20 protein-coding genes, 1 tRNA gene and 1 pseudogene are annotated in these 25435 nt (G+C 57.0%); 13 read left to right on the forward strand and 9 right to left on the reverse strand.

What is annotated here, in order from left to right; genetic code table 11:
- The first annotated feature begins 188 nt into the window (after nt 1-188).
- Nucleotides 189-1610, forward strand: a complete 1422-nt coding sequence (locus tag FEM03_RS06975; protein WP_166442689.1) for a sigma-54-dependent transcriptional regulator — start codon at nt 189-191, stop codon at nt 1608-1610.
- 4 nt (nt 1611-1614) lie between these two features.
- Here FEM03_RS06975 and FEM03_RS06980 read toward each other — a convergent pair whose 3' ends face one another.
- Nucleotides 1615-2244, reverse strand: a complete 630-nt coding sequence (locus FEM03_RS06980) for a response regulator (protein ID WP_138085486.1) — start codon at nt 2242-2244, stop codon at nt 1615-1617.
- Nucleotides 2241-4349 (reverse strand): sensor histidine kinase, encoded by a 2109-nt coding sequence (locus FEM03_RS06985; RefSeq protein ID WP_240772693.1) that lies wholly within the window; start codon nt 4347-4349, stop codon nt 2241-2243. The genes FEM03_RS06980 and FEM03_RS06985 overlap by 4 nt, the downstream gene beginning before the upstream one ends.
- An 87-nt stretch (nt 4350-4436) precedes the next feature.
- Here FEM03_RS06985 and vccB point away from each other — a divergent pair, with 87 nt between their 5' ends.
- From vccB to FEM03_RS07010, 5 genes are all read left to right on the forward strand, one after another.
- The gene (vccB, locus tag FEM03_RS06990; RefSeq protein ID WP_138085487.1) at nt 4437-4985 is read left to right on the forward strand and encodes a Verru_Chthon cassette protein B; all 549 of its coding nucleotides are present in this window, start codon (nt 4437-4439) and stop codon (nt 4983-4985) included.
- A gap of 22 nt (nt 4986-5007) precedes the next feature.
- The gene (gene vccC / locus FEM03_RS06995) at nt 5008-6180 is read left to right on the forward strand and encodes a Verru_Chthon cassette protein C (RefSeq protein ID WP_138085488.1); all 1173 of its coding nucleotides are present in this window, start codon (nt 5008-5010) and stop codon (nt 6178-6180) included.
- Nucleotide 6181: 1 nt separating this feature from the next.
- Nucleotides 6182-10075 (forward strand): Verru_Chthon cassette protein A, encoded by a 3894-nt coding sequence (gene vccA, locus FEM03_RS07000; RefSeq protein WP_240772694.1) that lies wholly within the window; start codon nt 6182-6184, stop codon nt 10073-10075.
- Nucleotides 10072-10731 (forward strand): Verru_Chthon cassette protein D, encoded by a 660-nt coding sequence (gene vccD / locus FEM03_RS07005; RefSeq protein ID WP_138085489.1) that lies wholly within the window; start codon nt 10072-10074, stop codon nt 10729-10731. Before vccA ends, vccD begins: the two co-directional genes overlap by 4 nt.
- A 178-nt stretch (nt 10732-10909) precedes the next feature.
- Entirely contained in the window at nt 10910-13090 is a 2181-nt protein-coding gene (locus FEM03_RS07010) for a glycoside hydrolase family 5 protein (protein ID WP_206170908.1), read from the forward strand.
- A 48-nt stretch (nt 13091-13138) separates the two neighbouring features.
- Here the strand turns inward: FEM03_RS07010 and FEM03_RS07015 are convergent, their stop codons facing one another.
- From FEM03_RS07015 to FEM03_RS07025, 3 genes are all read right to left on the reverse strand, one after another.
- Nucleotides 13139-13828, reverse strand: coding sequence for a potassium channel family protein (locus tag FEM03_RS07015; protein WP_138085491.1), 690 nt, complete (start codon nt 13826-13828; stop codon nt 13139-13141).
- Between the two features lie 48 nt (nt 13829-13876).
- On the reverse strand, nt 13877-15649 hold the full coding sequence (locus FEM03_RS07020; RefSeq protein WP_138085492.1) for a TrkH family potassium uptake protein: 1773 nt from the start codon (nt 15647-15649) through the stop codon (nt 13877-13879).
- A gap of 65 nt (nt 15650-15714) precedes the next feature.
- Entirely contained in the window at nt 15715-16335 is a 621-nt protein-coding gene (locus FEM03_RS07025) for a hypothetical protein (protein ID WP_138085493.1), read from the reverse strand.
- An 80-nt stretch (nt 16336-16415) separates the two neighbouring features.
- On the opposite strand from FEM03_RS07025, the gene FEM03_RS07030 reads away from it, so the two are divergent.
- Nucleotides 16416-16946 (forward strand): sigma-70 family RNA polymerase sigma factor, encoded by a 531-nt coding sequence (locus FEM03_RS07030; protein ID WP_138085494.1) that lies wholly within the window; start codon nt 16416-16418, stop codon nt 16944-16946.
- Nucleotides 16943-18529 carry a LamG-like jellyroll fold domain-containing protein gene (locus FEM03_RS07035; RefSeq protein ID WP_138085495.1) on the forward strand — a complete coding sequence of 529 codons (1587 nt, stop codon included), beginning with the start codon at nt 16943-16945 and terminating at the stop codon, nt 18527-18529. Before FEM03_RS07030 ends, FEM03_RS07035 begins: the two co-directional genes overlap by 4 nt.
- A gap of 76 nt (nt 18530-18605) precedes the next feature.
- Here the strand turns inward: FEM03_RS07035 and FEM03_RS07040 are convergent, their stop codons facing one another.
- Complete coding sequence (locus FEM03_RS07040) at nt 18606-20225, reverse strand: sialate O-acetylesterase (RefSeq protein WP_138085496.1); 1620 nt, start codon at nt 20223-20225, stop codon at nt 18606-18608.
- Between the two features lie 141 nt (nt 20226-20366).
- Between FEM03_RS07040 and FEM03_RS07045 the strand changes: the two genes are divergently transcribed.
- Nucleotides 20367-20441 (forward strand) — tRNA-Val (locus FEM03_RS07045).
- Between the two features lie 285 nt (nt 20442-20726).
- Here FEM03_RS07045 and FEM03_RS25900 read toward each other — a convergent pair.
- Nucleotides 20727-21509: pseudogene (locus FEM03_RS25900) on the reverse strand (tyrosine-type recombinase/integrase); the annotation flags it as partial.
- Here FEM03_RS25900 and FEM03_RS25085 point away from each other — a divergent pair.
- From FEM03_RS25085 to FEM03_RS07060, 3 genes are all read left to right on the forward strand, one after another.
- Nucleotides 21456-21749 carry a hypothetical protein gene (locus FEM03_RS25085; RefSeq protein ID WP_240772696.1) on the forward strand — a complete coding sequence of 98 codons (294 nt, stop codon included), beginning with the start codon at nt 21456-21458 and terminating at the stop codon, nt 21747-21749. The pseudogene FEM03_RS25900 and the gene FEM03_RS25085 sit on opposite strands and share 54 nt — an antisense overlap.
- Nucleotides 21750-22280: 531 nt before the next feature.
- Nucleotides 22281-23201: an SDR family NAD(P)-dependent oxidoreductase gene (locus FEM03_RS07055; protein WP_138085497.1), complete on the forward strand. Its 921-nt coding sequence runs from the start codon at nt 22281-22283 to the stop codon at nt 23199-23201.
- Nucleotides 23198-23758, forward strand: a complete 561-nt coding sequence (locus tag FEM03_RS07060; protein ID WP_138085498.1) for a TetR/AcrR family transcriptional regulator — start codon at nt 23198-23200, stop codon at nt 23756-23758. The genes FEM03_RS07055 and FEM03_RS07060 overlap by 4 nt, the downstream gene beginning before the upstream one ends.
- Before the next feature lie 201 nt (nt 23759-23959).
- On the opposite strand, the gene FEM03_RS07065 is transcribed toward FEM03_RS07060, so the two are convergent.
- Entirely contained in the window at nt 23960-24187 is a 228-nt protein-coding gene (locus tag FEM03_RS07065; RefSeq protein ID WP_138085499.1) for a helix-turn-helix transcriptional regulator, read from the reverse strand.
- A 199-nt stretch (nt 24188-24386) separates the two neighbouring features.
- Nucleotides 24387-24872, reverse strand: a complete 486-nt coding sequence (locus FEM03_RS07070; protein ID WP_138085500.1) for a hypothetical protein — start codon at nt 24870-24872, stop codon at nt 24387-24389.
- A gap of 240 nt (nt 24873-25112) precedes the next feature.
- Here FEM03_RS07070 and FEM03_RS07075 point away from each other — a divergent pair, with 240 nt between their 5' ends.
- Nucleotides 25113-25394 carry a helix-turn-helix domain-containing protein gene (locus tag FEM03_RS07075; RefSeq protein ID WP_138085501.1) on the forward strand — a complete coding sequence of 94 codons (282 nt, stop codon included), beginning with the start codon at nt 25113-25115 and terminating at the stop codon, nt 25392-25394.
- The last annotated feature ends 41 nt before the right edge of the window (nt 25395-25435 follow it).

The following is a 25435-nucleotide window of genomic DNA, read 5'->3' on the forward strand; positions in this document are numbered from 1 at the left end:
TGATGGAGAGTCGGTTGCGAATTTTGTGGTTTTTTCGGGCAAGTGGTGAGAGGGCGGTTTTCGGTGAATGCCTGATCACCAGGTGGTAAATGGTTTACCACTTGCATGTGGGGATGGAGTGGCGAGGGTGGCAGATTGACCGTTTCGGGGGCATGCGCTGGCTTTCTGGACGGTTTTCTGATTTGGCCATGAAATTGAAGGCACGAATTTTGATCATTGATGCATCGGAACATGATGCAAAGGTCGCGGCTGACGCGTTGCGTGAAGTGGGGGCGGAGGTGGAGGTGGCTGAGGATGGAGAAGAGGGCTTGGAGATGGCGTTGAAGGAGCCTTTTGATGCGGTGATCACCGAGTATCGATTGCCGGGGGTTGGGGGGTTGCAGGTGATTGCGGCGTTGCATGTGAGAAAACCGCGTTTGCCGGTGGTGCTGACGACGGGGATGCGGGACGGGGATGTGGCGATCCGGGCGATCAAGGGCGGGGCGTATGACTTTTTACCGAAGCCGCTGGATGTGGAGGAGTTGCGCAGTGTGGTGGATGAGGCGGTGAGCGCGGCGCGGCAGATGGCGAAGCCGGTGGAAATCGGCAAGGTGAAGCAGGAGTCGGATTCGCTGATCGGGAAGAGCCGGGCAATGGCGCGGGTGTATCGGGAGCTGGCGAAGATGGCGTCGACGCCGGTGACGGTGTTGATTCGGGGCGATACGGGGACGGGGAAGGAGTTGATTGCGCGGGCGTTGTATCAGCATGGGCATCGGGCGCACAAGCCGTTCATTGCGGTGAACTGTGCAGCGATTCCGGAGCATTTGCTGGAGAGTGAGTTGTTTGGTCACGAGAAGGGGGCGTTTACGGGGGCGGTGTCGACGCGGATTGGCCGATTCGAACAGGCGCATCATGCGACGTTGTTTTTGGATGAGATTGGGGACATGGACATGACGTTGCAGGCGAAGCTGTTGCGGGTGTTGCAGGAGCGGCGGATTCAACGGGTGGGGGGACGTGAGGACATCCCGGTGGATGTGCGCTTCATTGCGGCGACGCATCGCAATTTGGAGGAGATGATTCGCAAGGGGGAGTTCCGTGAGGATTTGTATTACCGGCTGAATGTGGCGACGATCACGTTGCCGCCGTTGCGGGAGCGGACGGGGGATGTGCCGCTGTTGGTGGATTATTTTCTGGCGCGTTATGCGGAAGATTTTGGTCAGGACAAGGCGTCGATTGCGACGCAGGCGGTGGAGTATTTGGAGCGTCAGCCCTGGCCGGGAAATGTGCGTCAGCTGCAGAATATTTTGCGCAAGGCGCTGCTGAAGAAGCGCGGATACACCATCATGGAGGATGACCTGCGCGAGCTGCTGGCGGAGTCTTCAGCGCCGGTATTTCAGGGAGGGGGCGAGTCGTTTGCGGAGGTGACGCGCAAGGTGTTGCAGCAGGCGATGGATGGCGAGATTCAGGGGGCCTATGCGGAGATGCAGCGGTTGATGGAGCAGGAGCTTTTGGGGGCGGCGATTGAGTTATCGCATGGCAACAAGGCGAAGGCGGCGCGGTGGCTGGGATTGTCGAGGCTGACGCTGCGGGAGAAGTTGCAGCAGTATGGGATCGATAGGACGAAGGACTAAGATTTCAGGCGTCGAGATGGATGATGCCACGGCGGACGGCGATGATGGCGGCCTGGGTGCGGTCGGCCACGTTGAGTTTGGCGAGGGTGTTGGAGATGTGAAGTTTGACGGTGGCTTCGGACATGTGCAGGCGGGCGGCGATTTCCTTGTTGCTGAAGCCGGCGACGATGTGGCGGAGGGCCTGGAGTTCGCGCGGGGTGAGGTTGTCGCGGGTTTGGCGGGCGGCGAGTTTGGCGGCGATGGCGGCGGGGAAGTAGGTGCCGCCGGTGTGGACGACGCGGATGGCTTCGAGCAGTTCTTCGATTTCGGCGGATTTGGAGACATAACCCGAGGCACCGGCCTGAACGGCGCGCCAGATGTCTTCTTCGCCTTCAAAGATGGAGAGCAGGACGATGCGTGCATCGGGAAATTCGGCGCGCAACATGGCGGTGGATTCCGCGCCGTCGGGGCCTGGGATTCTGAAGTCCATGGTGACGACGTCGGGTTGATGTTCGCGATAAAAATGCAGGGCCTGGGTGCCGTTGCTGGCTTCGCCGATGAGGTTGAAATCGCGTTCAGCGGCGATGGCTTCGGCGAGGCCGAGGCGCATCATGGCGTGGTCGTCGACGATGAGGATGCGGATTTTTCGCTTCATGGTTTGAAGGTGGCGGGTTGGCTGGGGCGGCGGGCGGAGGCGGCGGGAACAATGATGCGGATGGTGGTGCCTTTGCCGGGAGTGGAGTCGATGGTGAGGGTGGCGTGCAGTTTGTTGCTGCGTTCGCGCATGCCGAGGAGGCCGAAGTGACCGCGAGGGGGGGACTGGGCGGGGTCGAATCCGGTTCCGTCATCGCGGATTTCTAGGGTGATGGTGTCGGGTTCAAACTGAAGGGTGACCTGGATGATTTTGGGTGAGGCGTGGCGTGAGGCGTTGACGACGGCTTCGTGGGCGATGCGCAGCAGGTGGATTTCGGCGGGACCGGTGAGGGGGTAGGGCTGGCCTTGGGATTGCAGGCTGAAATGGGCTCCGAGTTCGTTGACGGTGGGGGTGAGGAGTTCTTCGAGGGCGCCGTGAAGGCCGCGGACCTCGAGCGCGGCGGAGCGGAGGTCGCGGATGGAGGTGCGGGCTTCTTCGCGGCAGTGGCGCAGCATTTGTTCGGCGAGGGAGAGTGACTGGCCGGCCTGGTCGGGGGCGCTGAGCATGCGTTGCCGGGCGTTGCGCAACTGGATGGAGAGGCCGGCGAGTTCTTGTTCGATGGTGTCATGGAGTTCACGGGCGATGCGCTGGCGTTCATCCTTGACGGCGGCGCGTTCGATCTGGTCGCGGATGGTTTTGGTTTGTTCGCTGACGCGCCGACGCAGGAGGGACGCCCAGGTGAAGAAGGCGAGGGCGACGGCGGCGATGATGGCGAGGGCCCAGAGCAGGCGGGGAAGGGTCCACCACGGGGGCAATTGCAGGATGGTGATGTCGTCGAGGTGGCTGAGGTGGAGTCGGAAACCGTCGATGCCCTGGCTGAAGGGGAGGGCATGGGTGGTGGTGAGTTCGCAGATGCCGACAAGTTGGATGCGGCTGCCGGCGACGAGTCGCGTGGGGGTGGTTTGGCCGGGTGGCAGGATGGCTTCGAAGAACCAGTCGCGGGCGCGGCATTGCAGCACGGTTTCATTGCGGGTGCCGGTGCGGAGGGCCTGGAGGGTGGCTTCGACGGCGACGAGTTCGGATTGAAGAGGTGAAAGGTCCTGTCCGGCGGGGTCCATTTGTAGGGGTTGGGGGGCGAGGGCCTGACCAACGGGGGTGACGCGGGTGGCTCGCAGCACGGGGCGGAAGGGGGCGACGGCGGCGAATCCTTCGGCTTCGATGCGGGTGCCGGGGGTAAGTTGATGGGAGACGGAACGGATGAAGAGGCTGCCGCCTTCGCCGCGAATGAACAGTCCATCGGAAGAGGGACGGGTGACGATGCCGCGAACGCGGACGCGGGTGTGCGAGTTGGAGTCGCTGCGGAGCAGTTCATTGACGGCACGCAGGGGAGCTTCGGCGGAGGGGGCGGGGGTTTCGGTGGGGACGATTTGTTCGGCGGAGGTGAGGAAAAAGTGGCGGCCCACCAACTGGCGTTGGTCGTTGAAGACGCTGCCGACGACTCCGGTGATGGTGACGGGTTGCTGCATGATGTGCGCGATGTGCTGCAGGGATTTCTCGCCGGGCGGCACCAGCAGGCGCACGGTCCAACCGGAAATCTCAGCGGTGGGGATGATGATGTTGTCGTCGTCATCGTTGGCTCCGGTGACGATGGCGGAGACTTGGACCCATTGGCAGTCGAGGGATGGTGAGAAGAGTTCGGCGGCGTGGATGCGCTTTGGCGTTGGGGTTGGTTGTTGGTCAAGGATGAGCCATTTTTCAGCGGCGATGATGGGGAGGAATCCGCCGGGTTGGGTGTGGCCGGTGAGGCGTAGTATGGTGCCATTGCGAATCTCAGGCTGGGCGGGCTTGGGCAGGGTGACATAGATGCCTTCGCGTCCATCGTTGAGGATGATGGTGTTCAGGCTTGGGTTGATGAAGGTGACGATGGCTTCGATTTCCACCGGCAGGTTGCGTGCGGCCTGTTCGGGAGGCAGGGCACGGACTTCGGTGATCTCGCGAAGGACCGGGGTTTGAGCGGTGGCGTTGGCGATGAGGAGCGTGAGAGGAATCAGTGTGATGAGGAGATGCCGGATTGCCCGACCAAGTTTGGTTGGTGGAAGCGTCACGTCTTCAGGTGGGTAATTCACGGTAAAACTCTAGCAGGTGGATGAGACGTTGAGAATTAGCCATTTGGCTAGATAGGCAGGGAGCGGTGAAATGGTGATAATGTGTGGATGCAACGAATACAAGCACGCTCCGTTTTGGCTTTTCGCCCGACATCGATTCCGGCCAGAACCCTCAAGGGATTTACATTGGTGGAAGTGGCGTTGGCAATGGGGATTCTGTCTTTTGCATTTGTGGCCATCTTTGGCATGTTACCCATTGGATTGGATGTGTCGCGTCGAACGGTGGATGCGATGATGGTGGGGCAGATCACCCAGAAGCTGGCGAATGAGGCGCAGCAGGCCGATTTCTCGGTGTTGTCGGAAGTGACGACCAGTGAGGTGACGGGACCGTGGTATTTTGATGATCAAGGCAATGTGGCGGAGGATGAAACATCGTCCGTTTACAAGGCGGAGGTGCATGTGAATAAAAGCGCGGTTCTGCCCGGGGGTTTGAACACGTCGAATCTGGCGGTGGTTACTGTGTGTGTGCTGAATACGAAGTCACAGCGGATTGTTCGGAAGGATGAAGGCGATGGTGGTGGTGATGAGGCGGAGAAGTTGCTGAGTCATCCGTCGGCGATGAAGACGGCATTTTTGGTGACCGACAATGGAAGATAGGAAGATGAAAGGGGTAAGTTCCATGTTGGTCTTCAAGAAGAGGAATCGATTGATCCAGGGTTTTACTTTGGTGGAGCTACTGATCTCGGCGGGACTGCTTGCGGTGATCATGGTATTGGTTTCGCAACTTACTTTGCAGACCAGTCAGGTGTGGCGTGGGGCGGTGAACAAGATCCAGACTTTTCAAGAAGCGCGGGCGGCGTTTGAATCGATGACGAGAACGTTAAGTCAGGCGACGCTGAACACTTACTACGATTATTATGATGGCAGCAATCGTTCACGCTTGGGGTTGACTGCAACTGAGCTGGCGGGGTTTACCCCAGCAGTATACGATCGTATTTCCGACCTGCACTTCATCAGCGGGCAATCCGCTGCGTTGCTGGCGAACAGTTCTGCGGCGGTTCACACCCAGACGCATGCGGTGTTTTTTCAGGCTCCCTTGGGACGTTCGGGTTCTTATGGGGAACTGCGCAATACGTTGAACGCCTGCGGCTATTTTTTGAGTTTTGGCAGTGATGAAAGCTCGGTGCCCAAACCAGTGAAGGGGGCCCCGAGTTATGAACCGAGATACCGGTTTCGATTGATGGAAATGACCCAGCGCAGCGAGCGACTGGGAATCTACGATCCGACCACTGGCAGGAGCAGTGACTGGTTTGTCAATCATGCCGCGACGACCAGTCGGGTGGTGGCTGAGAATGTCATCGCGCTGGTGCTTTTGCCACAATTGTCGCCTCATGATGATGCACCGGATGGCATCGGGGACGGGGTGTCGATTGCACCGCATTACAACTACAACAGTCGAGTCAGGCGGGCGGCTGCTGAGGATGTTGAATGGGCGTCAGCGTCGCCCGCGTTTCCGGCGGACCGGTTCACGATTTTTCCTGCTGGAGGCAAGCCACCTTTGTCGGCATCGCGTCATGATCAATTGCCGCCGTTGATGAAGGTGGTCATGGTGGTGATTGATGAAGCTTCGGCTCGTCGAGTTCAGGGTAACGACACCACTCCGCCAGCGGCCATTGATCTGGCGGCGACATCGCTGTTTAAGCATGCGGTTTTGTTGAAGGATGATCTTAGGGCGGTGGAAGCAATCTGTCGTGCGGAGGCGGGAAATTTGACGGGCAATACGGTGCCGCTGACTTATCGGATCTTCACGACGGAGATCATCATGCGGGAAGCGAAATGGAGTGTGAACTGATATGAAAATTCTCCTGAATAAACGAACTGGCGCACTGACACGGGGCATGGCTTTGGTGATTGTGTTGCCGATGTTGGTGCTGGTCACCATTCTGGTGGTGGCATTTCTTTCGACGGTTTCCACCGAGTATCAATCGACGCAGAACCAGGTGCAGGCGGCAGATGCAAGGATCTTTGCGGACTCGGCGGTGAACCTGGTGATGTCGCAAATTCAGGATGCGACGGGTGAGCCTTCGTTGGCATGGGCGTCGCAACCCGGGATGATTCGTTCCTTTGATGATGAAGGCAGGGCGGTGGCGGCTTACAAACTTTACTCGTCCGGAGACTTGCGCAAGGCGGGTGCCTTTGATGCTGAGGCGGAGTTGATCAGTGAAATTCCAGGTAACTGGGCTTCTCAGGAGATGCGGCATCTTTACACGGATCTGAATGCGCCGGCGTATGCGCGGCGTGGGGGAAGTTTGGTCGCGCATTTTCCGATCTTGCATCCATCGGCGGTTGGCAGTGCTTATGGTTCGCCGACGGCATTGGTAGGGGAGTTGCCGCCGGTGGAGGGATGTTATGTGGATGGCAATCATGTCGTGCTGAAGGATGGTGTGGTTTCAGGCAATCCGTTGCCGATGCCGGTGCAATGGATTTATGTGCTGAAAGACGGCACGCTGGCGACGATGGATCCGGCCACGTCGAGGGTCACTGGGGCGGGTGAGGTGCTCGCGGATGGAACGGTGAATCACCTGGTGGGAAGGGTGGCGTTCTGGACGGATGATGAGAGCAGCAAGGTGAACATCAACACGGCATCAGAGGGCACGTTCTGGGACCGGCCCTGGACGTCGTCACGTTCTTCTGCCACCGACGGTGATGGTTATGAGCTGTTGCTGGCCAAGCGGATGCCGGCACAAAATGAATTTCAACGTTATCCGGGGCATCCTGCCATGACGTCGTTAAGTCCCATCTTTCCGAGTTTTGCCGGGGAAACCGAGGTGGATTACAAGGCGCGCATTTATGGGATGATTCCGCGAGTGGTGGATGGGGGAAGTCGCAGTGGCACGGTGCAGATGGGTGCAACGACGGCGTTGGTGGTTCCGGATGCGGACCGGTTGTATGCGACCGTGGATGAGTTTTTCTTCAGCGCGACCGGGTCGCCACGGCAGGAGAACAACAAAGGTCCGCACCTTCCGTTTGTTACCGAAGACCTGGAACGTGCGCGCTTTTTTCTGACCACGGTGAGCCGTGCGCCGGAAGTGAATCTTTTCAACAAACCAAGGATTGCCTTGTGGCCGTTGCAGGCAAATACGGCGGATGTGGACCAACCTTCCGCTGCGATTGAACGCAATGCGCAAGATCGGCTGATCGCTTTTTGTTCCACGCTGGGAAATCAAACAGGGGTGCCTAAGCCTTATTATTTTCAACGTTACAACACTTTCACTACTTCCCAAACGATGGGTTCGGCGAGCAGTCAAAGTCCGACGATGGACTGGACGGAGATACCAAGGAATCGGGACTTGTATGCCTATCTTCAGTCACTTACCAGCAGGTCTGTGCCGGGACTTGGGGGTAGTTTGCTGGATAAATATCCGCAGACCAGGGATCAGATTCTGACCCAAATGTGGGACTTCGTGCGAAGTCAGGTAAATACTTTCAGCACAGCAGGCAATCCCAGTTATTACTTTGCGCCGTTCAACCCTTCAGGCATGATCTCCGGGCAGTCGCAGGTGGTGCCTTTGAGCCTGCCCAACGGCACGCGTGGATTCGGCCGCTTTCCTACCATCACGGAAGCGGCGCTGGTGTTTTATGCGTCGAACCCGGACGATCCCAACGAGGTGCGCGCGGTGTTGATTCTTGAGCCGTTTAATCCGACGCCGGGGCCTCCGGTTTGGTCGGCGAATGTGAGATATACAGCCAAAGGATTGGATGCGTTCAATGCAGGATCAGTGAACCTGGGTTTTCCCGCAGAGGTGAGCAATCTGGTGACTGGCAAGGATGGTCAGTCGAACGCGACGGCGCTAACCGGGTTGGAGCAGGCAACGCAATATTACAGCACCACCAGCGGCAAGTTTACGAATGCCAAAACGCTGGGACATGCGGATGAAGAATTGAACTATACGTTTTGTTCTGCGGCAATTCAGATTCCGACCGACAAATTTGATTTCAGCGGCGGGACCCTCAAGCTAGAGATAGCGCCGGGATCGAATCCATCGGCGGTGGTGCAGACGATTCAGTTGGTTTTTCCTCCGGTTGCGCGACTGCCGAAACCCACCGTCCAGGCGAACGCGCCAACTTATGCGAATTACGACAACCGGATTGCCCGGTATGCACAGCCAAGCAATCCCAATGGACGATTTGGAATCCTTGAAGATGGAAAGCACAATCTGCTGCCGCTGATTCTGGCCTCGGATACGGTGCGCAGTGTGGAGGCCCGTTATGCTGGTCCTGCTCGCGGTGATCTGAGGATGTTCGCGGGGTTGCCACAGGTTCCATCGAGTTACTTTGAAGGTCATGGATTGACGGACACTCCGTTGGGTGGGGCGCCTTATTCGCAAACTTTGCCGACGGCAGTCGAGGCCAAATTGGTGCATAGTTTGCGCATTGACAGTCAGACGGGTCCGGCGGACACGAGCAGTCAAAACGGTTTCTACAATGGTGCTGGCGGGAAGAGTGATCCTCGGGGAAAACTGGTGGCGTCCGCTGCTTACAACGATCCCAATCGGGGGGATAGTAAACGGCATTCGACCATTCCGGTGGTGCCTCGTGGGTTGCAAGGGGCGCTGATGGCGGACGGGGTTACGCCGGGTGATTGGGACAACGGGGTGGGGAGCATTGCGGATGGTCCCTACATCAACCCGGCGGACCAGGCCAGTGCCAACAAATCGCAATCCAGTTCGAGTCTTTATTATGCGAAGGGCGGTTATGTGAACGGTGCGGGCGTGGCGGAAAGCGGAGCTTCGTTTTCACCTAACCGCCAGATAGCATCGGCAGTGGCGTTTGGGTCATTGCCCTCGGGTCTTGATCCGGGCAATCCTGATGAGGTGAAACCCTGGCAGACCTTGCTGTTTTGTCGGAATCCAGCGGGTGGGGATGCCCATCCTGGTTTTGGCAAGCCATTGGGTGCAGCGGCAACGGGGTTGGCTCCTCCGTATGCGATGGTGCCGGATCATGCCTTTCTTGATTTGTTTACGATGCCGATTGTGGAGCCTTATGCGATCAGTGAACCTTTTTCCACGGCAGGCAAGGTGAACATGAATTATCAGATGGTGCCGTTCACTTATCTGACCCGGTCAACGGCGGTCAGGGCGGTATTGAAGTCCACCCAGATCATGGCGATTCCGACCGGTGAGGGAGGACGTTACAAATTCAATTCAAAGGACAATCCACCGCCTGACTATCGCTATCATTTGAATCTTGATGAGAGGGAAGGAACGCTGGCGGGATTTGAAAGACGTTTTGCCTCGAAGGATATCTTCCGTTCGGCTTCGGAGATCTGCGACATTTATCTAACTCCCGGCAAGTCAGTGAACGGTGGACAGGCGGATGCTGAAGTGACTTATGATGAAATGGGGGATTGGTGGGGAGATTACCTGCTCACCGGTGACAATGTGCGCGAGCAGCCGTATGGGCACTTGTATCCGCGGCTAACGACCAAATCGAACACCTTCACGGTGCATGTGAAAGCGCAGGCGTTGAAGCAGCGTCGGACGGCGGCGGTGGATGAGTTTGTGGATGGTCTGGATGTGATCACCAGCGAGTTTAGGGGTTCGTTTGTGATTGAGCGGTATCTTGATCCAAATGCGGATTCGCTGGTGAAGGCCGACGGGAAAACGGCCACGACTGAACTGGATGATGAAGGCATGGTCGGGCCTTACAAATTTCGCATCCGCAATGTTACCCGTTTTGCTCCATGAATGTCCGACTTAAAGACTGTCGTTTGCTGTGTTATGGATTTTCCCTGGTGGAGATGCTGATGGTTTGCGGCATTTTTGCGGTGCTGCTGGCTTTGGTAACGCCAGCGGCGATTTCGTTGATCAGTGCTTCGCGGATGAACAGCGCGGTGTCGATGTTGAATGATGAATTGAACCTGGCGCGTCAGGCGGCGATGACGGAGAATCGTGATGTTGAAGTGCGATTTTACCGGGTGGCTTCGAATGTGGGAGGGGAGGGTTTTCAGTATCGGGCGTTTCGAACGTTGCGGCAGCAACAGAAGGGTGACGGTTCGCAACTGGTGGCTGACGGGCCGGTGAAGCGGTTGCCTGGATCGGTAATTCTTTCGGCCAATGCAGAACATTCGACACTGCTGGATTATGCCAATCCCAACCGGTCGGGTCTGTCATCTGGTCAGGAGGATCTGCCGGGGGAACGTTTGCCTTCAGATTATGTGGGGCTGGTATTTAAGCCGGATGGAGGAACGAGTTTAAACCCTGTGGATCTGCCGGAAGGGAACTGGTTTCTCACCTTGTTTCAGGATCAGGACAAGAGAGGGCCGGAATCGGGATTACCGGCGAATTTTTGCACGTTGCAGATCGAACCGATCACGGGGCGTTCGAGAGTTTATCGGCCTTGAGGTTTTTATGGTGAAGCCTGTTTGCGACTGGAAGAATTAGCCATTTGGCTAGATAGTCAGTGGTGAATGGTTCTTCTAACATGGATGACATGAGCGCACATCGGGGTGTTATAGTTACTGTTATTAATTTTTTCTTTTTATGATGAAAAACGCTGCAACTAGATGGATGAAACGATGCATGTTCCAAGTTCTGCTGGCGGCGTCTTTGCTGGGTGCGGTTGCCAATGCTTATGGGGCGCCGGGGGTTGGGTTGGTGCCGAATGGGGATTTTGAGAAGGGCAATGAGGCGGGCGACTGGCCGGTTGGGTGGGCGAAACCGAAGGAGGGTGGTTCGTGGCAGACGGAAGGGGAAAACCGTTTCATCCGGTTGAGCAGCACTTCGCCGGGAGCGATGATCATGATTTATCAGGAGATTCCGATTCCGGCGGAGGTGAAAGCGATTGAGGTGAAGTGGCGGCATCGGATCACGGGATTAAAGAAGGGGACGAGTGACTGGTTTGACGCGCGCATCATGATGGAGTTTTTGGATGGGCAGCGGGCCAAGGTGTCGCCGGGGCCGAAGGTGCCGTCTTTCCGCAAGGATGTGCCGGAGTGGACGGAGGCGAGTGTGCAGTTTTTGGTGTCGGAGGGGGCGACGATGTTGAAGTTTATGCCGGCGCTTTTTCAGGTGGAGTCTGGGGTTTGGGATATTGATGACATGAGCATCAGTGCGGTGGACCCCGAGCCGTTGCGGGTGGAGGCGGCGGAGCGTGCGGCCAAGGCGGCGGCGGCGATGGAGAAGAGGCTTGCGGGCAAACGGGCGAAGGCGTCGGCGGCGTTGCAGCAGCATGGAGATTTGATTGTGGACGGCGGGTATACGAAGCCGCCCGGGAAGAAGGCGAAAAATCTTGTAGATGAAGAGGGGAACCGTTATTTGCGTTTGGAGAGCAAGGAGCCGGGCAAGATGGTGCTGGATTACCGAGAGATTGATTTGCCTGAGGGGGTGGAGGCGTTGTCGCTGGGGTGGAAACAGCGGATCAGTGATTTAAAGAAGGGGGAGAAGTCGTGGTATGATGCGCGGATTCTTTTGGAGTTTAAGGGGGCGGATGGCAAGGTGATGAAGGGGAAGCCAGCGGCACCATATTCGCAGCGCAATACGGAGGGTTGGGTGGAGAGGTCGACGGAGTTTTTGGTGCCGAAAGAGGCGGCATCGGTGGTGATCATGCCGGCGTTGTTTCATGTGAAGGCGGGTAGGTTTGAGCTGGATGATTTTTCGTTAAAGCCGGTGGATCCGGCGGTGTTGGTGGCGAAGCAGAAGGAGCGGGAGGAGAGGGTGGCGAAGTCGAAGGTGCCGGTGGAGGCGGATGATCAGACGAAGTGGCCGCCGATGTTGAAGGTGAAGGGGAACCGGCTGGTGACGGTGGATGGCGGGAAAGAGGTGTGGTTGCAGGGGATGAATGTGGCGAGTCTGGAATGGAGTGTGCGTGGGGAGCAGGTTCACAAGTCGATTGTGGTGGGGCTTGAGCAGTGGAAGGGCAATGTGATCCGTCTGCCGATCAAGGAGGATTATTGGTTTGGCAAGGACATGGGGGATGAGGGGGAGGCGTATCGCGAGGTGGTGGATCAGGCGGTGACGCTGGCGGCGAACCGGGGATGTTATCTGGTGCTGGATTTGCATCGTTATCGCGCGCCGAAGAAGGAACATCTGGCGTTTTGGGCAGATGCGGCGGCGCGGTATAAGGATCATCCGGCGGTGATTTTTGATTTGTTGAATGAGCCGCACGGGATCTCGTGGGAGGTGTGGCGTAATGGGGGTTTTGTGGAGGAAAGAAAGAAGGAGGGGGATGAGGATGCGTTTTTGTCGGCGGAGGAGAAGTTGCACAACAAGCGTGGGTTTGAGTCGCCGGGAATGCAGGCGATGCTGGATGCGGTGCGTGCGACGGGTGCGAAGAATTTGGTGGTGGTGGGGGGGCTGGATTATGCGTATCAGCTGGATGGGATTGTGGACGGGTTTGGTTTAAAGGACGAAGAGGGCAACGGGATCATTTATGCGTGCCATATTTACCCGTGGAAGAAGGGGTGGCAGAAGTATCTGCTGGACGCGGCGGCGTTGCATCCGATCCTGTTGGGGGAGGTGGGGGCGGATGCAAAGAAGATGGATTTCATGCCGCATGAGATGCAGGAGGATGCGGAGACATGGGTGCCGGACATTTTGGGGTTGATTCAGGAGCATCGTTTGAACTGGACGGCTTGGTGTTTTCATCCGAGTGCGAGTCCGCGGATGTTGCTGAATTGGGATTATGAACCGACGCCAGTGTGGGGCGCGCCTGCGAAGGAGGCGATGTCGGGGAAGGCGTTTCCGATGGGGAAACTGCGCTGATGAGGTGAGGGGGCTTCCTGCGTCCCTGTGGGGCGCGGGAGATAAATGTCAGGCGTCGTCGTTGAGGAGACGGCGAATGTTTTTTTCGTGGCCGAAGAGGACGAGGATGTCGCCTTCCTCGAAGAGACGGGCTGGGTCGGGGATGCCGAGGACTTGATCAATCTGAGGGACGGAGGATTTGGAGGAGAGGGCGGTTTTGCGTTTGAGAATGGTGATGAGGTTGAGTTCGTAGCGACCACGGAGGTCGGCTTCGATAAGGGTCTTGCCGATGAGGGCGGCGGGGGCGACGACCTCGGCGATTTCGTGGCTTTTGCCGATATAAAAGCTGTCAAGAAGGTCGGGAGTGCGCAGGGAACGCGCAAGCCAGGCAGCGGCCATGGATTCGGGGATGAGCAGTTCGTCGATTTTGAGAAGTTTTAGCAAACGGGCGTGCAGCGCGTTGACGACGCGGCAGATGATGCGTTTGGCGCCAGTTTGCTGGACGTTGGCGGCGACGGAAAGGGAGGACTCGAAGCTCTCGCCGATGGCAACGATGATGGCATCGCATTCGGCCACCGGGATTTCTTCGAAGACGTTGATGTCGGAGCAGTCGGCGGTGATCAGGAACTCGAGTTCGTCCTTCATCGCCTCGGTGTGGGCGGGGTCGTTGTCGACGCCGATGACTTCATGTCCGTCGCGGGCGAGCTGACGGGCGAGATGGGTGCCAAAGTTGCCGAGGCCGATGATGCAGAAGCGCATGGTGAGAAAAAGGGAAAAGGGTGAAGTGAAAAGGAAAAAGTGAAATGCTTAGACCAGCAGGATGTCTTCCTGCGGGTGGGCGAGTTTGCGTTTTTTGCCGAGGGGCATGACGGTGATGATCAGGGTGAGGAGTCCAATGCGGCCAACGAACATGTTGATGAGAATGAGAACCTTGGCGGCGGAGGTGAGTTCGGGGGTGAGGTTGAGGCTGAGTCCGACGGTGCCGAAGGCGCTGACGAGCTCGAAGAAGAGTTTGGAGTCGGGGATATTTTCGGGTTGGATTTGGCGCAGGATGGCGAAGTTGACGAAAAGCCAGCCGATGCCGAGGACGATGACGCCGAGGGCGCGGGGGCCCACTTCGGCGGGGAGACGGCGATGGAAGAGGACGATCTGGCCGGTGCCGCGAAGCATGTTCCAAAGATAGATGGCGGCCATGGCGACGACGGTAGTGCGTAGTCCGCCCGCGGTGCCGCCGGGGGAGCCGCCGACAAACATGAGAAAAGCGAGGATGTGGATGCTGAGATTGCTGACCTCGCCCATGTCGACGCTGTTGAAGCCGGAGGTGCGGGCGGCACCGGATTTGAAGAGGGCGGTCATCCACGGACCGGCGTTTTGGTTGCCGTCGAAGATGACGAATTCCGTGAAGTAGAGCAGGGGCCAGCCGCCGAAAAGGAGCAGGGCGGACATGAACCAGACGATGCGGGTATGAACGCGCAGGCGCGGGCGTCGGACTTCACGACTGAACAGGCGGGCGATGCGGCTGCGAAGATAATGAAGGGTGTCGTAGACGACGAGCGAGCCAAGACCACCGGCGATGGCGAGCAGGGTGATGACGACCTGAAGGGTGCCGTGGTCTTTGACCCATTCGTCGGCGAGGCCGTTGGGCAGGGTGGAGAATCCGGCATTGCAGAAGGCGGAGATGGAATGGAAGATGGACTGGTAGATGCGCTCGGCGGTGGGGCGGTCCTCCGGCAGGCAGAAGTAGATGGCGATGGCTCCGATGGCTTCAGTGACGAAGGTGAAGAGGAGGATGAATCGCAGGGTTTCGCCGACATGGGCGAGACGTTTTTCGGCGATCATTTCTCCGAGAAGAAAGCGGTCGTGAAGGCTCATGCCCTGGAACAGCACGGCGGCCATGAAGAAGGTGATGGTCATGATGCCCAGTCCGCCAAACTGGATGAGCACGAGGAGGATCATCTGACCAGTGGGGGTAAAAAATTCGGCGGTGTTGTGGACCACAAGGCCGGTGACGCAGACGGCGCTGGTGCTGGTGAAGAGAGAGTCAAGCCAGGTGAGGGTGTTGCCCTCGGTGACCGCGAGAGGCATTTTGAGCAGCAGGGTGCCGACGATCACCACGGAGCCAAAGCTGCCCATGAGCAGCCAGCCGGGTCTGAGGGTGACAGCGGTGAGGCGGGCTTGGTGGCGCAGGCCGCGCAGAAAAAGAGTGACGAAAATGATGGTCTGGACAGTGGCGTGGGCGAGCAGGGAGAGTTTGTGATCGTGACCATCGATCCAACCCGCGACCGCCAACACCACCATGAGTGCAAGAGTGATGACGGCGACCACCAGGAGCCAGAGTTTACGTTGGGCTTTTTTGCTGCGCTTGAGGATGTCGGGCAGGGCGAGGACCTGCTCGAAGGTGAACAGCACCGCGAGTCCGAGGGTGATGAGGTGGATGGTTGGGGTTACCTGACCGACGAACCCGAGCTGGACGATAAGGGTCGCCAGGGAACCGACGCCAGTAAAAAAGGCGAGCAAGCTGGACCAGCCGTGAAAACGGGGGGCATCGGGATCGTTGGAAGAGTTGAACTTCTTCTTCAAAGCGGGAGCCTTGGTTTCTGGGTGGCGAGGAGAGAATGACAGGGGGTTTGGCCTGGCTGGTTGGGTCAGCGTGTTTGCAAATGCTCGACGCAGATTCGGGACCAAGTTTCCAACTGGTCGATGTCGGTGACGAGTTCTTCGAGAGTGCGGAAGTGAAGATCCTGGAGAGCTTCTTCGTTGGCTTTGACGTCGTCGGTGTCGAGGTCGAAGAGGTGGACGAAGCCGAGATGGACCTGGCCGACTTCATTCGAGTCGTCGTTGATGAGGCCAATCACTTGCTGGGTATGGCTGCCGTTGATGATGAGTTCCTCTTCGAGCTCGCGTTCGATGGAGTTGAAGTAGGTGGTGGTGCCGAGGGTGTCTTCGCGCTCGTCGTGGGGGTTGATATGACCGCCGATGCCGATGCTCTTTTTGGCGTGAAGGCGTTTCTCACCAGATTTGCCGCCACGGGTGTAAACGAGGTAGCGGCCCTGGTGATGGAAAATGTTGTAGGGGATGATTTGTTTGTGGGTCGGATCGAGTTCGGCGGCCGGGCGAGGAAGGAAGAAGTTGGCACCGGGGGCCAGCATGGCGTCGAGGTAGCGGGAGACGTCGGGTTGAAATCCTTCGAACGACCCGAGTTCGTTGAACAGGGAGCGGGGGATGACGAGAACGTGTTCGACTTCGACTTCGGTGATGGTGGTCATGCTCGGGGTTGGTAACCTTGAGGGGGGGTGGGTGCAAATTGTTTGTCCCAAAGGGCGGGCGTGAAGCTATGTTGAAGGCAATGGCAGATCCTGACATTCACCGGGCGCTGGTGCCGCTTTTGATGCGGCATGAACGGCAGGTTTTTGCCTATATTTACACGCTGGTGCCGAACCGGCATGATGCGGAAGACATCCTGCAGGAGACGTCGCTGACGATTTATGACAAGTTTGCAGAGTTCGAACAGGGCACGGATTTCCTGTCGTGGGCGATGCGCATTGCGTGGTGGAAGGTGAGGGCGGCGCGGCAGAAGTATGCGCGATCGAAGGTGGTTTTTAATGACGAAGTGCTCGAGGCCATCGCGGCGACGGCGGTGGAAATGAGGCAGGAGATGAGTCCGATGCAAGAGGCGCTTACGGGATGTCTCAGCAAACTCAACGAGCGCGATCGACGGTTTATTTTAACACGTTATGAACGTGAAAGCGGAGTTGAGAGGGCGGCGGAGATGAGTGGTCGTTCGATGCAGGCGGCGTATAAGGCGTTGATGCGTTTGAAACAGGTGCTGCATGATTGTGTTTTGAATGCGTTATCTAAGGAGGAGTCACTGTCATGAAGCTGAGTGACGACGAGATTTTACGTTTAAATCGTTGGTTGCACGATCTGGAGGAAGGTCAGCTCAGCGATGAGGATGCCAAAATGCTCGCTGATGCGTTGAAAATGAGTGAGCAGGCTCGACGATATTACGTTCAACGCGGGGTGTTGATGGCGGGGTTGTGCGAGCTGACCGATGAGGCTCAAAGTGCCAATGGATTGATGTCCATTCGCAAAGTGGATAAATTAAGTAAATGGTTCTATTTAAGTGCTTTGACATGTGTTTTAATGATGGGATTGTTTTTTTGGTTGCGACGTGAAAATGAGGCGGTTGAAATGGTGGAAGCGAGGGATCGAGGCTGTGCGATTCTGGTGGAGGCCGTCAATGCGCAGTGGGGTGACGAGGGCGCTTCGCATCGGGTGGGGATGCCGGTGGCGGCGGGTCGATTGAATTTGAGATCCGGATTGGCGCGACTGGAGTTTTACAGTGGCGCGTCGATGACTTTGGAAGGGCCTTGTGAGCTGGAGGTGGTATCGGTGGACGAGGCGAAGTGTCTGGCAGGGCGTTTGAGGGTCAATGTTTCGCCGCACGCGCGGGGCTTTAGGTTGGTCACGCCGGATGCGAAGGTGGTCGATCTGGGGACCGAATTTGGATTGTGGGTGGACGAGACGGGGAAATCGGAGGTGCATGTTTTTGATGGAGAAGTGGAGGTGTATCCGGAGGCGCAAACGCAAAAGGTGAGTCTCACCACAGGGCAGCTGTGGGATGGTCGGGCAGGGGATTCCGCAACGGACCGAGGGGCGGAGGCGCACGCGTTTGTGGAGTTGGATGATCTGCGTTCGCTTTCACATGAGTCGGCTCAATTGCGTCGCCAAGCCTGGCGGGCGGGAATGGAGGAAGTGTTGAATGATCCGCGATTGCTGGTGGGTTATGCGTTCGAGCCAGAAACGGATTGGGGGCGGACTTTGCCCAATTCTGCAAAAGGTGCGGCGGAGGGGACTCATGGATCGATCGTTGGAGCGCGCTGGGTGCAGGGGCGTTGGGCGGGGAAGAAGGCGTTGCAGTTCAAATCGCCGGGTGACCGGGTGAGGGTGCAGGTGGACGGGGAATTGCAGGCGATTACGCTGTGCGCATGGGTGTCGGTGGATGGGCTGGACCGCCGTTGGAACAGTTTGTTTTTGACGGATGGATTTCAGCCGGGCAATCCCCACTGGCAGATCGAGAATGACGGGCGGGTGGTTTTGGGGGTGAGGAAGGACAAGAAGGAGTGGTCGCAGTTTGTCTTTAGAACGGAGCCGGCTTTTGGGGCGGAGAACATGGGTCTTTGGTATCACCTGGCGGTGACCTTTGATTTGAAGTCAGGCATTGGGCGAAACTACGTCAATGGCAAGCTGGTGGCCGAATATCTGGAGAAGGGGATACCATCCGGGACTCGGATGCGGATCGGCATGGCGGAATTGGGCAATTGGGGCCTGCCCGTGAGCGGGGCGAAATCGACTGAGATCCGTAATTTCAATGGCCGGATGGATGAGTTCTTGTTGTATCGCGAGGCCTTGTCGGTGGATGAGGTGCGGAAGATATATGAGATGGGAAAACCCGAATAGGATCGGGAAATGAAAAAACGCCGTCGAATGCTCGACGGCGTTCTGCTTTAAGTGTGCTTAATCGGATGCCCTTCTATCACGGGGCTGCTTTGGCTGCTGAAGCAGGAGCAGGAGCAGGAGCAGGGGTGGCGGCAACAGGTTTGGGCGCGGTGATCATGGGGAAATCATCGCTACGGAAGGGGGTCAAGGGGAGACCGTCGACGCTGAACACGTTGCAGATGGGGTTGTCGGCCCAAGCGTAGCGAACGGCGACAGGCTTGAGGATGGAGGGATGGGTGACTTCGATCTGCGTGCCATTGGGAAGCAGTTTGGCCTGGGCCCATTGCCATTTTTGATCTTCACCGCAAATGGCAAATCCTTTGACTTCACTGACGTCGACGGTGCGCAGTTTGCTGCCGAAAGTGTCGATGCTGACGATGGCTTTGTTGCCGTTGACTTCGACGCTTTTGAACTCGGGGCTGCGATAAGGAATCTTGGCTCCGTAGTCCTTGGCAAGGGCGAGACGGACGAGACGGTCGGCGACATCGCGTTTGTTTTTGGGGTGAATGTCGTTGGCTTCACCGAGGTCGATGATGACGGCCTGTCCGGTGTTGGGAAGCTTTTGGGTCAGGGTTTGCGCTTCGCGAAGTTCGGCCCAATCGCTGTCGCCAGGCTCTGCTTTTTCGGCCTTGAAGTCGGCGAGTTGCACCCAGTAAAAGGGGAAATTGCCCTGCTTGGCTTCTTTGCGCCAGAACTCGATCATGAAGGGAAAGAGGTCGCGGTATTCCTTGGCGCGACCGGAGTTGGATTCGCCTTGATACCAGATGACGCCTTTGATGCCGTATTGGATGTGGGAGTGGAGCATGCCGGCGTAGATGTTGCCAGGACGGCCTTGGCCGGTGAGCTGATTTTGGGGAGGGCGCGGAGCTTGGGGAACGGGTTTGCCAGCTTTTTTGGCTTCTTCTGCGGCGGTTTTCCATTTGGCATGTTGCACGGCATGGGCGGCTTTGACTTTTTCAAAGTCATAAGTGGCCTCGGTCTGTTTCCAGCGGGCCATGGTGTCTTTGAAGCGTGGATCGGCGTCGAGGATATCGCGGCGCACCCAGGCTTCAGCGGCAGAACCACCCCAGGCGTTGTTGATCAGGCCGATGGGGACGTCGAGGTATTGGTGAAGGGTGCGACCGAAGAAGAAACCGACGGCGGAGAAGGAGCCGACATTGGCAGGGGAGCAGGGTTCCCACTGGCCTTTGAAGTCTTCCTGGATTTCCTGGGTGCCAACGAGGGGCACCTTGATGAGGCGGATGTTGGGATGTTTGGCGGTGGCGATTTCGAGGTCGGAATCCCATGAGGCGCTGACGGTCCAGCCCATGTTGGATTGGCCGGAGCACATCCAAACTTCGCCGATGAGGATGTTTTTGAGTTCACGCTTGGAGCTGCCTTCGACGGTCATGGTCTGGGGCGTGGCGTTCGCATTCATGGGGTCGAGGCTGACCTGCCAGCGTCCATCCTTGTCGGCGGTGGTTTCCTTGACCTGACCGGAGAAGGACACTTTGATCTTGGTATTGGGAGCGTCCCAACCCCAAATCGGGTCGGCCTGCTTTTGTTGCAGGACCATGTTGTCGCCAATGATGGCGGGGAGTTTCAGTTCGGCGTGTGCAGTCAGGGGCAGCGCCGTGAGGGCGAGGGCCAGAGTGAGGAGTGGGTGGAAGACTTTCATGGATGAAGAGGCGTCATTGACGCGATGAGGGAGGGTAACGTGGGGTAGTGGTGGCTCCTATCCGGTGGTTTGCAGATGGAGTGAAATTTTTGCTGGCGTTGGAAGGCTTTTGAGTTAATTTAACGGCCCTCAGTCACTAACGCGCGATTAGCTCAGTGGTAGAGCACTGCCTTCACACGGCAGGAGTCGCAGGTTCGAACCCTGCATCGCGCACCATCCCTCACTTTCTGGACTAGGCTGGACAGGAACAGACAAGGGTGCCTTAACTGGTTCATTTTCAACCGATTGTGTTGCGTGGTTTGGGTGAAATTTGTTGTCCAGGATGGACAGGTCTTGACTGGCGCGGAGCAAATTAGGTGAAGATATGAGTGAGGAAGGTTTTGCCGATGGAATAAACGAAGGCAGGCTGGTCACCGCATCCGTGAGCGGCAAAAGTCCAGCATCAGTATAGGTTTTGGAGGTCAAACGCATGTCGCTGTGGCGCATGACTTCCATTGCGACACGGGGGGCGGTCCCGGCCAAAGCCAGATTGGTGGCCAGAGTGTGGCGCATCGCATGTAGATCGGCAGTCTGCCCTTTCGCGTTCACGTATTCGACTCCTGCGCGTTTCATATCCGCCCGAAAAATACTCATTCTGGGGATGAGATTCTTGAACACTGTGCCGGCAGTGGGCTTGCCGCTGTCTTCATGTAATTGTTTGAGTGCAGCCACCAAATCAGGGTGCAGCGCAATGATGGCATCTTTTCCGTTCTTGGTCGTGGAGGAGCGAGCCTTCAAATAAGGCGGCTTGGCATCCAAATGAAGGTCGTCCCATTCAAGGCCCTGCATTTCAGCACGCCTCAAGCCGGTGAAAACCGCCATCAGATAAACGACTTTACGGCGACCGGCTGCGGAAAGCAGGCGGATGAATTCCTCGTGCGTGAATGCGCGCCGGGGACGAATCTGTTTCCCGTTGCTCTGCACTTTCTGGATGTGCTTGAGAGGATTGCGTTCAATGCGTTGATGGCTTTCCATCCAGTTGAGGAGTGAGCGGATGGAATCCAGATAGTCGTTGAGCGTTTTTGTCGAGAGCGTTTGTTTGCCGCGCCATTTTAAGAATGAATTGGAGGTGACGTCCTTGAGCTGTTTCCACCCGCATTCGCGCATGAGACGCTGAACGCGCTTATTGAGTTCTCTTACATACTTGTCGTCGCGTCCCACCGCATGGAGGTCGGAAATGTATTCGGAGAGATGTTCATCGAGCGCAGACTGGAAGGCCGTGCGGATCGATTCAGGAGGCAGCATCCCAACGGCTTCGAGTTGTTTGTCGCGAACGATTTCTTCAAGGCGCTTGAGGGCGACTCGCTTGTCGGAAGTGTAGAGGGGAATGTCGTGGACCTTGTCCTGGCCATCAAGGCGGTATCGACCTCGATAGCTGCGGCAAACATAGGGTTTGCCCTTGATGGTTTTTTTGGCGCGGAAGACATTGAAGGTCATGGTCTCAATTGGTTGCGACGGTCAGGCCGTCTGGTTGAAATCGTCTGATGCAGGTTCCGGCTACGCCATTTTCAGCGCCTGAAGACCTGTAAATTGGCTGGTCCATCACGGCGTGGTGAAGGCGTAAAAGACCTTTCTGTAGCTCTTCTATGGAGCAATGCGTGCCGCGAAAAGGGGGCAGGCAAATAAGCGCCGGGCTTCATTTGAGCCGGGAAATTGTCCGTTCCGTTGTGCGAACAAGACCATTCCATCATAACACAAAATGCCGCCATGACAATGATTGAACAAGGCAGTGCGAAAATAAAGTGGGGCCAATCTCCGGCCACCGACGGCTGTGCTAGCTGTGATGGTTAAAGTGCTCGATTGGTTTACGTCGAGTTGATCGTCCGTTCGAATTCCGAGTCTTGCCCCCCGGCTTTTTTTGGGACTCTGGAGCGGCGGGCGAAGCGAAGATCCCGGTGGGGCCTTCCCGAAAAGTCTCGCACTCGACCGGGCAATTTTCCGGTGGGTCAGGCGGAATTACTGTTTGACCATTTATGTTTTTTTGGTCATCTGTTCATTTTCAGATTCAGGAGTCTTATGAAGTCATCAAAAATAGGCTATTCGGTAATGACAGGCGGGACCTCCGGCCTTGGGCTGGTTGCCGCTCGTATGATTGTGGAGCGAGGCAATAAGCTTTTCGTCGGCAAACGAAGTCCTGGCCCCGCGCCGGTGGGACACGCGATACCTTTGCAGCTGGCAAGCATCATCTCGGTTAGGGAATTCTGTCGACAAGTTCACGAGACCTGCAACCACTGCGGAATTGATCTGCTGGTGCTAAACGCCGGTGGCAATTTCCCATTGGAAAAGACCGCGGACGGGTTTGAAATGAATTTTGCGGTGAACCACTTAGCGCACTACCTCATTGTTCGCGAGCTTCTGCCGATTCTTAACCCAGGATCGCGCGTTCTATTAACGACCAGCGGCACACACGACCCGGAAGAGGGGGCTGCGGTGCCCGCTCCAAAACACGCAAACGGACACCGTCTGGCCTATCCGGAGACTGATCCGGATCTCGACGATAGCAAGTCAAGAGCGGCTGGACGAGCTTACTCGGCTAGCAAGCTCTGCAACCTCCTGACCGCGCAGGCGTTGGCGCGTCACGCTTTGATTCGCTCAAAGGGCATTCGGGTGGTGGCCTATTCTCCCGGTCCGACCCCTGGCACCGGGCTGGTTGCGGCGCGTGGCCTCGCGATCGGGCTGGCGTTCCGATATGTTCTACCGCTGGTCGCGAAGTTCGTTCCCGCGCTTCATACACCAGAGTTGGCCGGATCAACGCTAGCAGAACTCGCTCTTGGCGAGATACAACCCCCGGATGGTCAGATTTATGTGCTGCTAAAAAAGGGCAAAGTCACTTTTCCAGCACCATCGGCGCTCGCACGCGACGAAAATACCATCACGCGCATGTGGAGTGACAGCGCAAGCTTGTTGGACCTTCAAGGGGAGCTCGAACGAGCATGAGCGAAGCGACTAAATCGAAAGCAACCGATGCTCGACGAACAGCTCGGATACTTGACGCGGCGACCAGGCTCTACATTACGTATGGTGCCCGCCGCACATCCATGGACGACATCGCTGCCGAAGCCGGGATGGCGAAGGGATCGCTATACTTATCGTTTAAGTCCAAAGACGAACTTTTCCATGCGCTAATACAGAATGTGCTGCAGCAATGGTTGGCTTCAGCACAAGAACGGCTGGCAGCGGAATCCAGCATTGTTGAAAAACTCGTGGTTTATCTGGATGCGACTGTAGGAGAGCCGACCAGACTGCTTCGTTCAACTGCACACGCCGCAGATTTACTCGAAGCGAAGGGTCGTGTTGCTGGCGACCTACTGTTCAACTATCGCCAAAACATCACTGAGCAGGTGTCGTCTCTGCTTTCGGATCAACATTCTCTACCGACAATGGTGCTTGAGGCAGCTTACGGTTGCCGCGAAACGGGTGACATGACTCCCGACGCCTACATGCAACGCCTTCGACGGCACTTAGCAGTTCTTCTTGTCACTGAAGTTCAGTGAGTGGCGCTGATTGACTCCTGGAAATGGACGCTGGATGGTGTGGAGCGGAGTGGTTGGCAATGTCGTGAGCCAATTGACGATGCACTGAGGTGGGAGCGGACCATGGCGACCATGGCAAAAGTGATTGAGGGAACTGGGATGAGTTCTTTCGAAAATCGCAATGCTGCCAGCCGCACCTCTCCATCTGAGAGTTGCGGAAGGTTACGGTGAGGAGGTTTGTTTGCGTTTGCGTTTGAGGTTGAGTTTTTCGAGATACGCCACCACTTCGGAGTGGTAGAGCCGGGGGGAACTGCGGACTTTTACAGGCTGAGGTAAGTCCCCTGCCGCGATAAGGCGGCGGACCGAGCGTTCGGAGATGTCACCGAGCAGATGAGCGACTTCGTGGAAGTCCATCAGGCGATCCTCTTGATTGGAGATGGTTTTGTTCATAAGGCGTCTATTTAACAAGGTTTGCCGTGACCTACAGGAACGGGAAAAGGCCGGTCTGGGTTTACGGAAGCGCCATTATCGGTGAAATGCTTGTCTGGAGCGTTCTCAACTGGGAGCAAGATTACCCTAAATTATGGGCGGCGATGGACACGCAGGATTGCGATACGAATGAAAAACCTGCGTGTGCTTCAAGCCGTGGTCAAAGGGGCGCCGATTGTGCGGCCTCCGCCAGCAGCCGCAATTCGTCGGCATCGGCTGCATTGGGCGGATAGATGACGGGCAGGTGATCCTGGGTGCGTTTCTCGACGGCATCAAACCTAGCGAATTCGCCGGAGGATTTCAGGATAAGTTTGAGTTGCGGTTCCACTTCCGGGCCGAGGGCCAGCCGCGCTGTGATTGCGGCCTGCACAGCTTCGGATAGCTCAAGATCCAATCCGGTGCAGGCATCTCCGAGGTTGACCAGATGGTTGCAAGTGTAAAGGCTCCACAGGATGTGGCGGACCCTGGTGCCCTGGCCCGTGCTCCAATGTGAACGGAGGCTATCGACAAGCAAAGGCGTCGCGGCTTCTAGGGCGGCAGCGGCGCTTGATGAGCGATGGCTTGCAAGGTGGAGACTCGTGGCAAGGGCATGGATGCAGGCCGAAGTATCGTAGTCTCGTGCAGGGTCAAGATTGGTGGGTTGCATGGCAGCAGGAGGAATTGAAGGACACACCTCAACACAGGGAAGGAGGCGACGGATGACTGCTTCGATCTCTGATACAGAGAAAGCCACTTGTGGCGGTGGGGTGCGATACGACACCCAAGAGATGCTCCTTCAGATCAGTAGCATAGCGTCTGCTTGAACGAGTCGTTTGAATTCTTGCTCCCAAACGGGAGCAAGGATCACTTTCAACTTCCCTATGATAGCGAGTGAACCAGCGCTGTCATGAGAAAACGCAATCTCATCGGACCCCAGGTGCGCAAACTGCGTGACCAAAGGAGGTGGACGCAGGAGGAACTCGCTGTGCGGTTGCAGATGGTGGGGTTTGATGTGTCGCGCGGCAGTCTGGCCAAAATAGAATCGCGGTTGGTGTGGGTAGGTGATTATGAGTTGCTTTACTTCATGAAGGTTTTCCGGGTGTCCTACGAAGCATTGTATCCGCCGATCCAAGTTAACGACGACGACCTTCATGACGCTGTGGAACGTTTGCTGAAGACGCGGTTCTGAAAGGACAAGCCAACGGTTTTTCCGAAGTGAAAAAACTCTAA

The sequence above is a fragment of the Phragmitibacter flavus genome, from assembly GCF_005780165.1.
GTDB lineage: Bacteria > Verrucomicrobiota > Verrucomicrobiia > Verrucomicrobiales > Verrucomicrobiaceae > Phragmitibacter > Phragmitibacter flavus.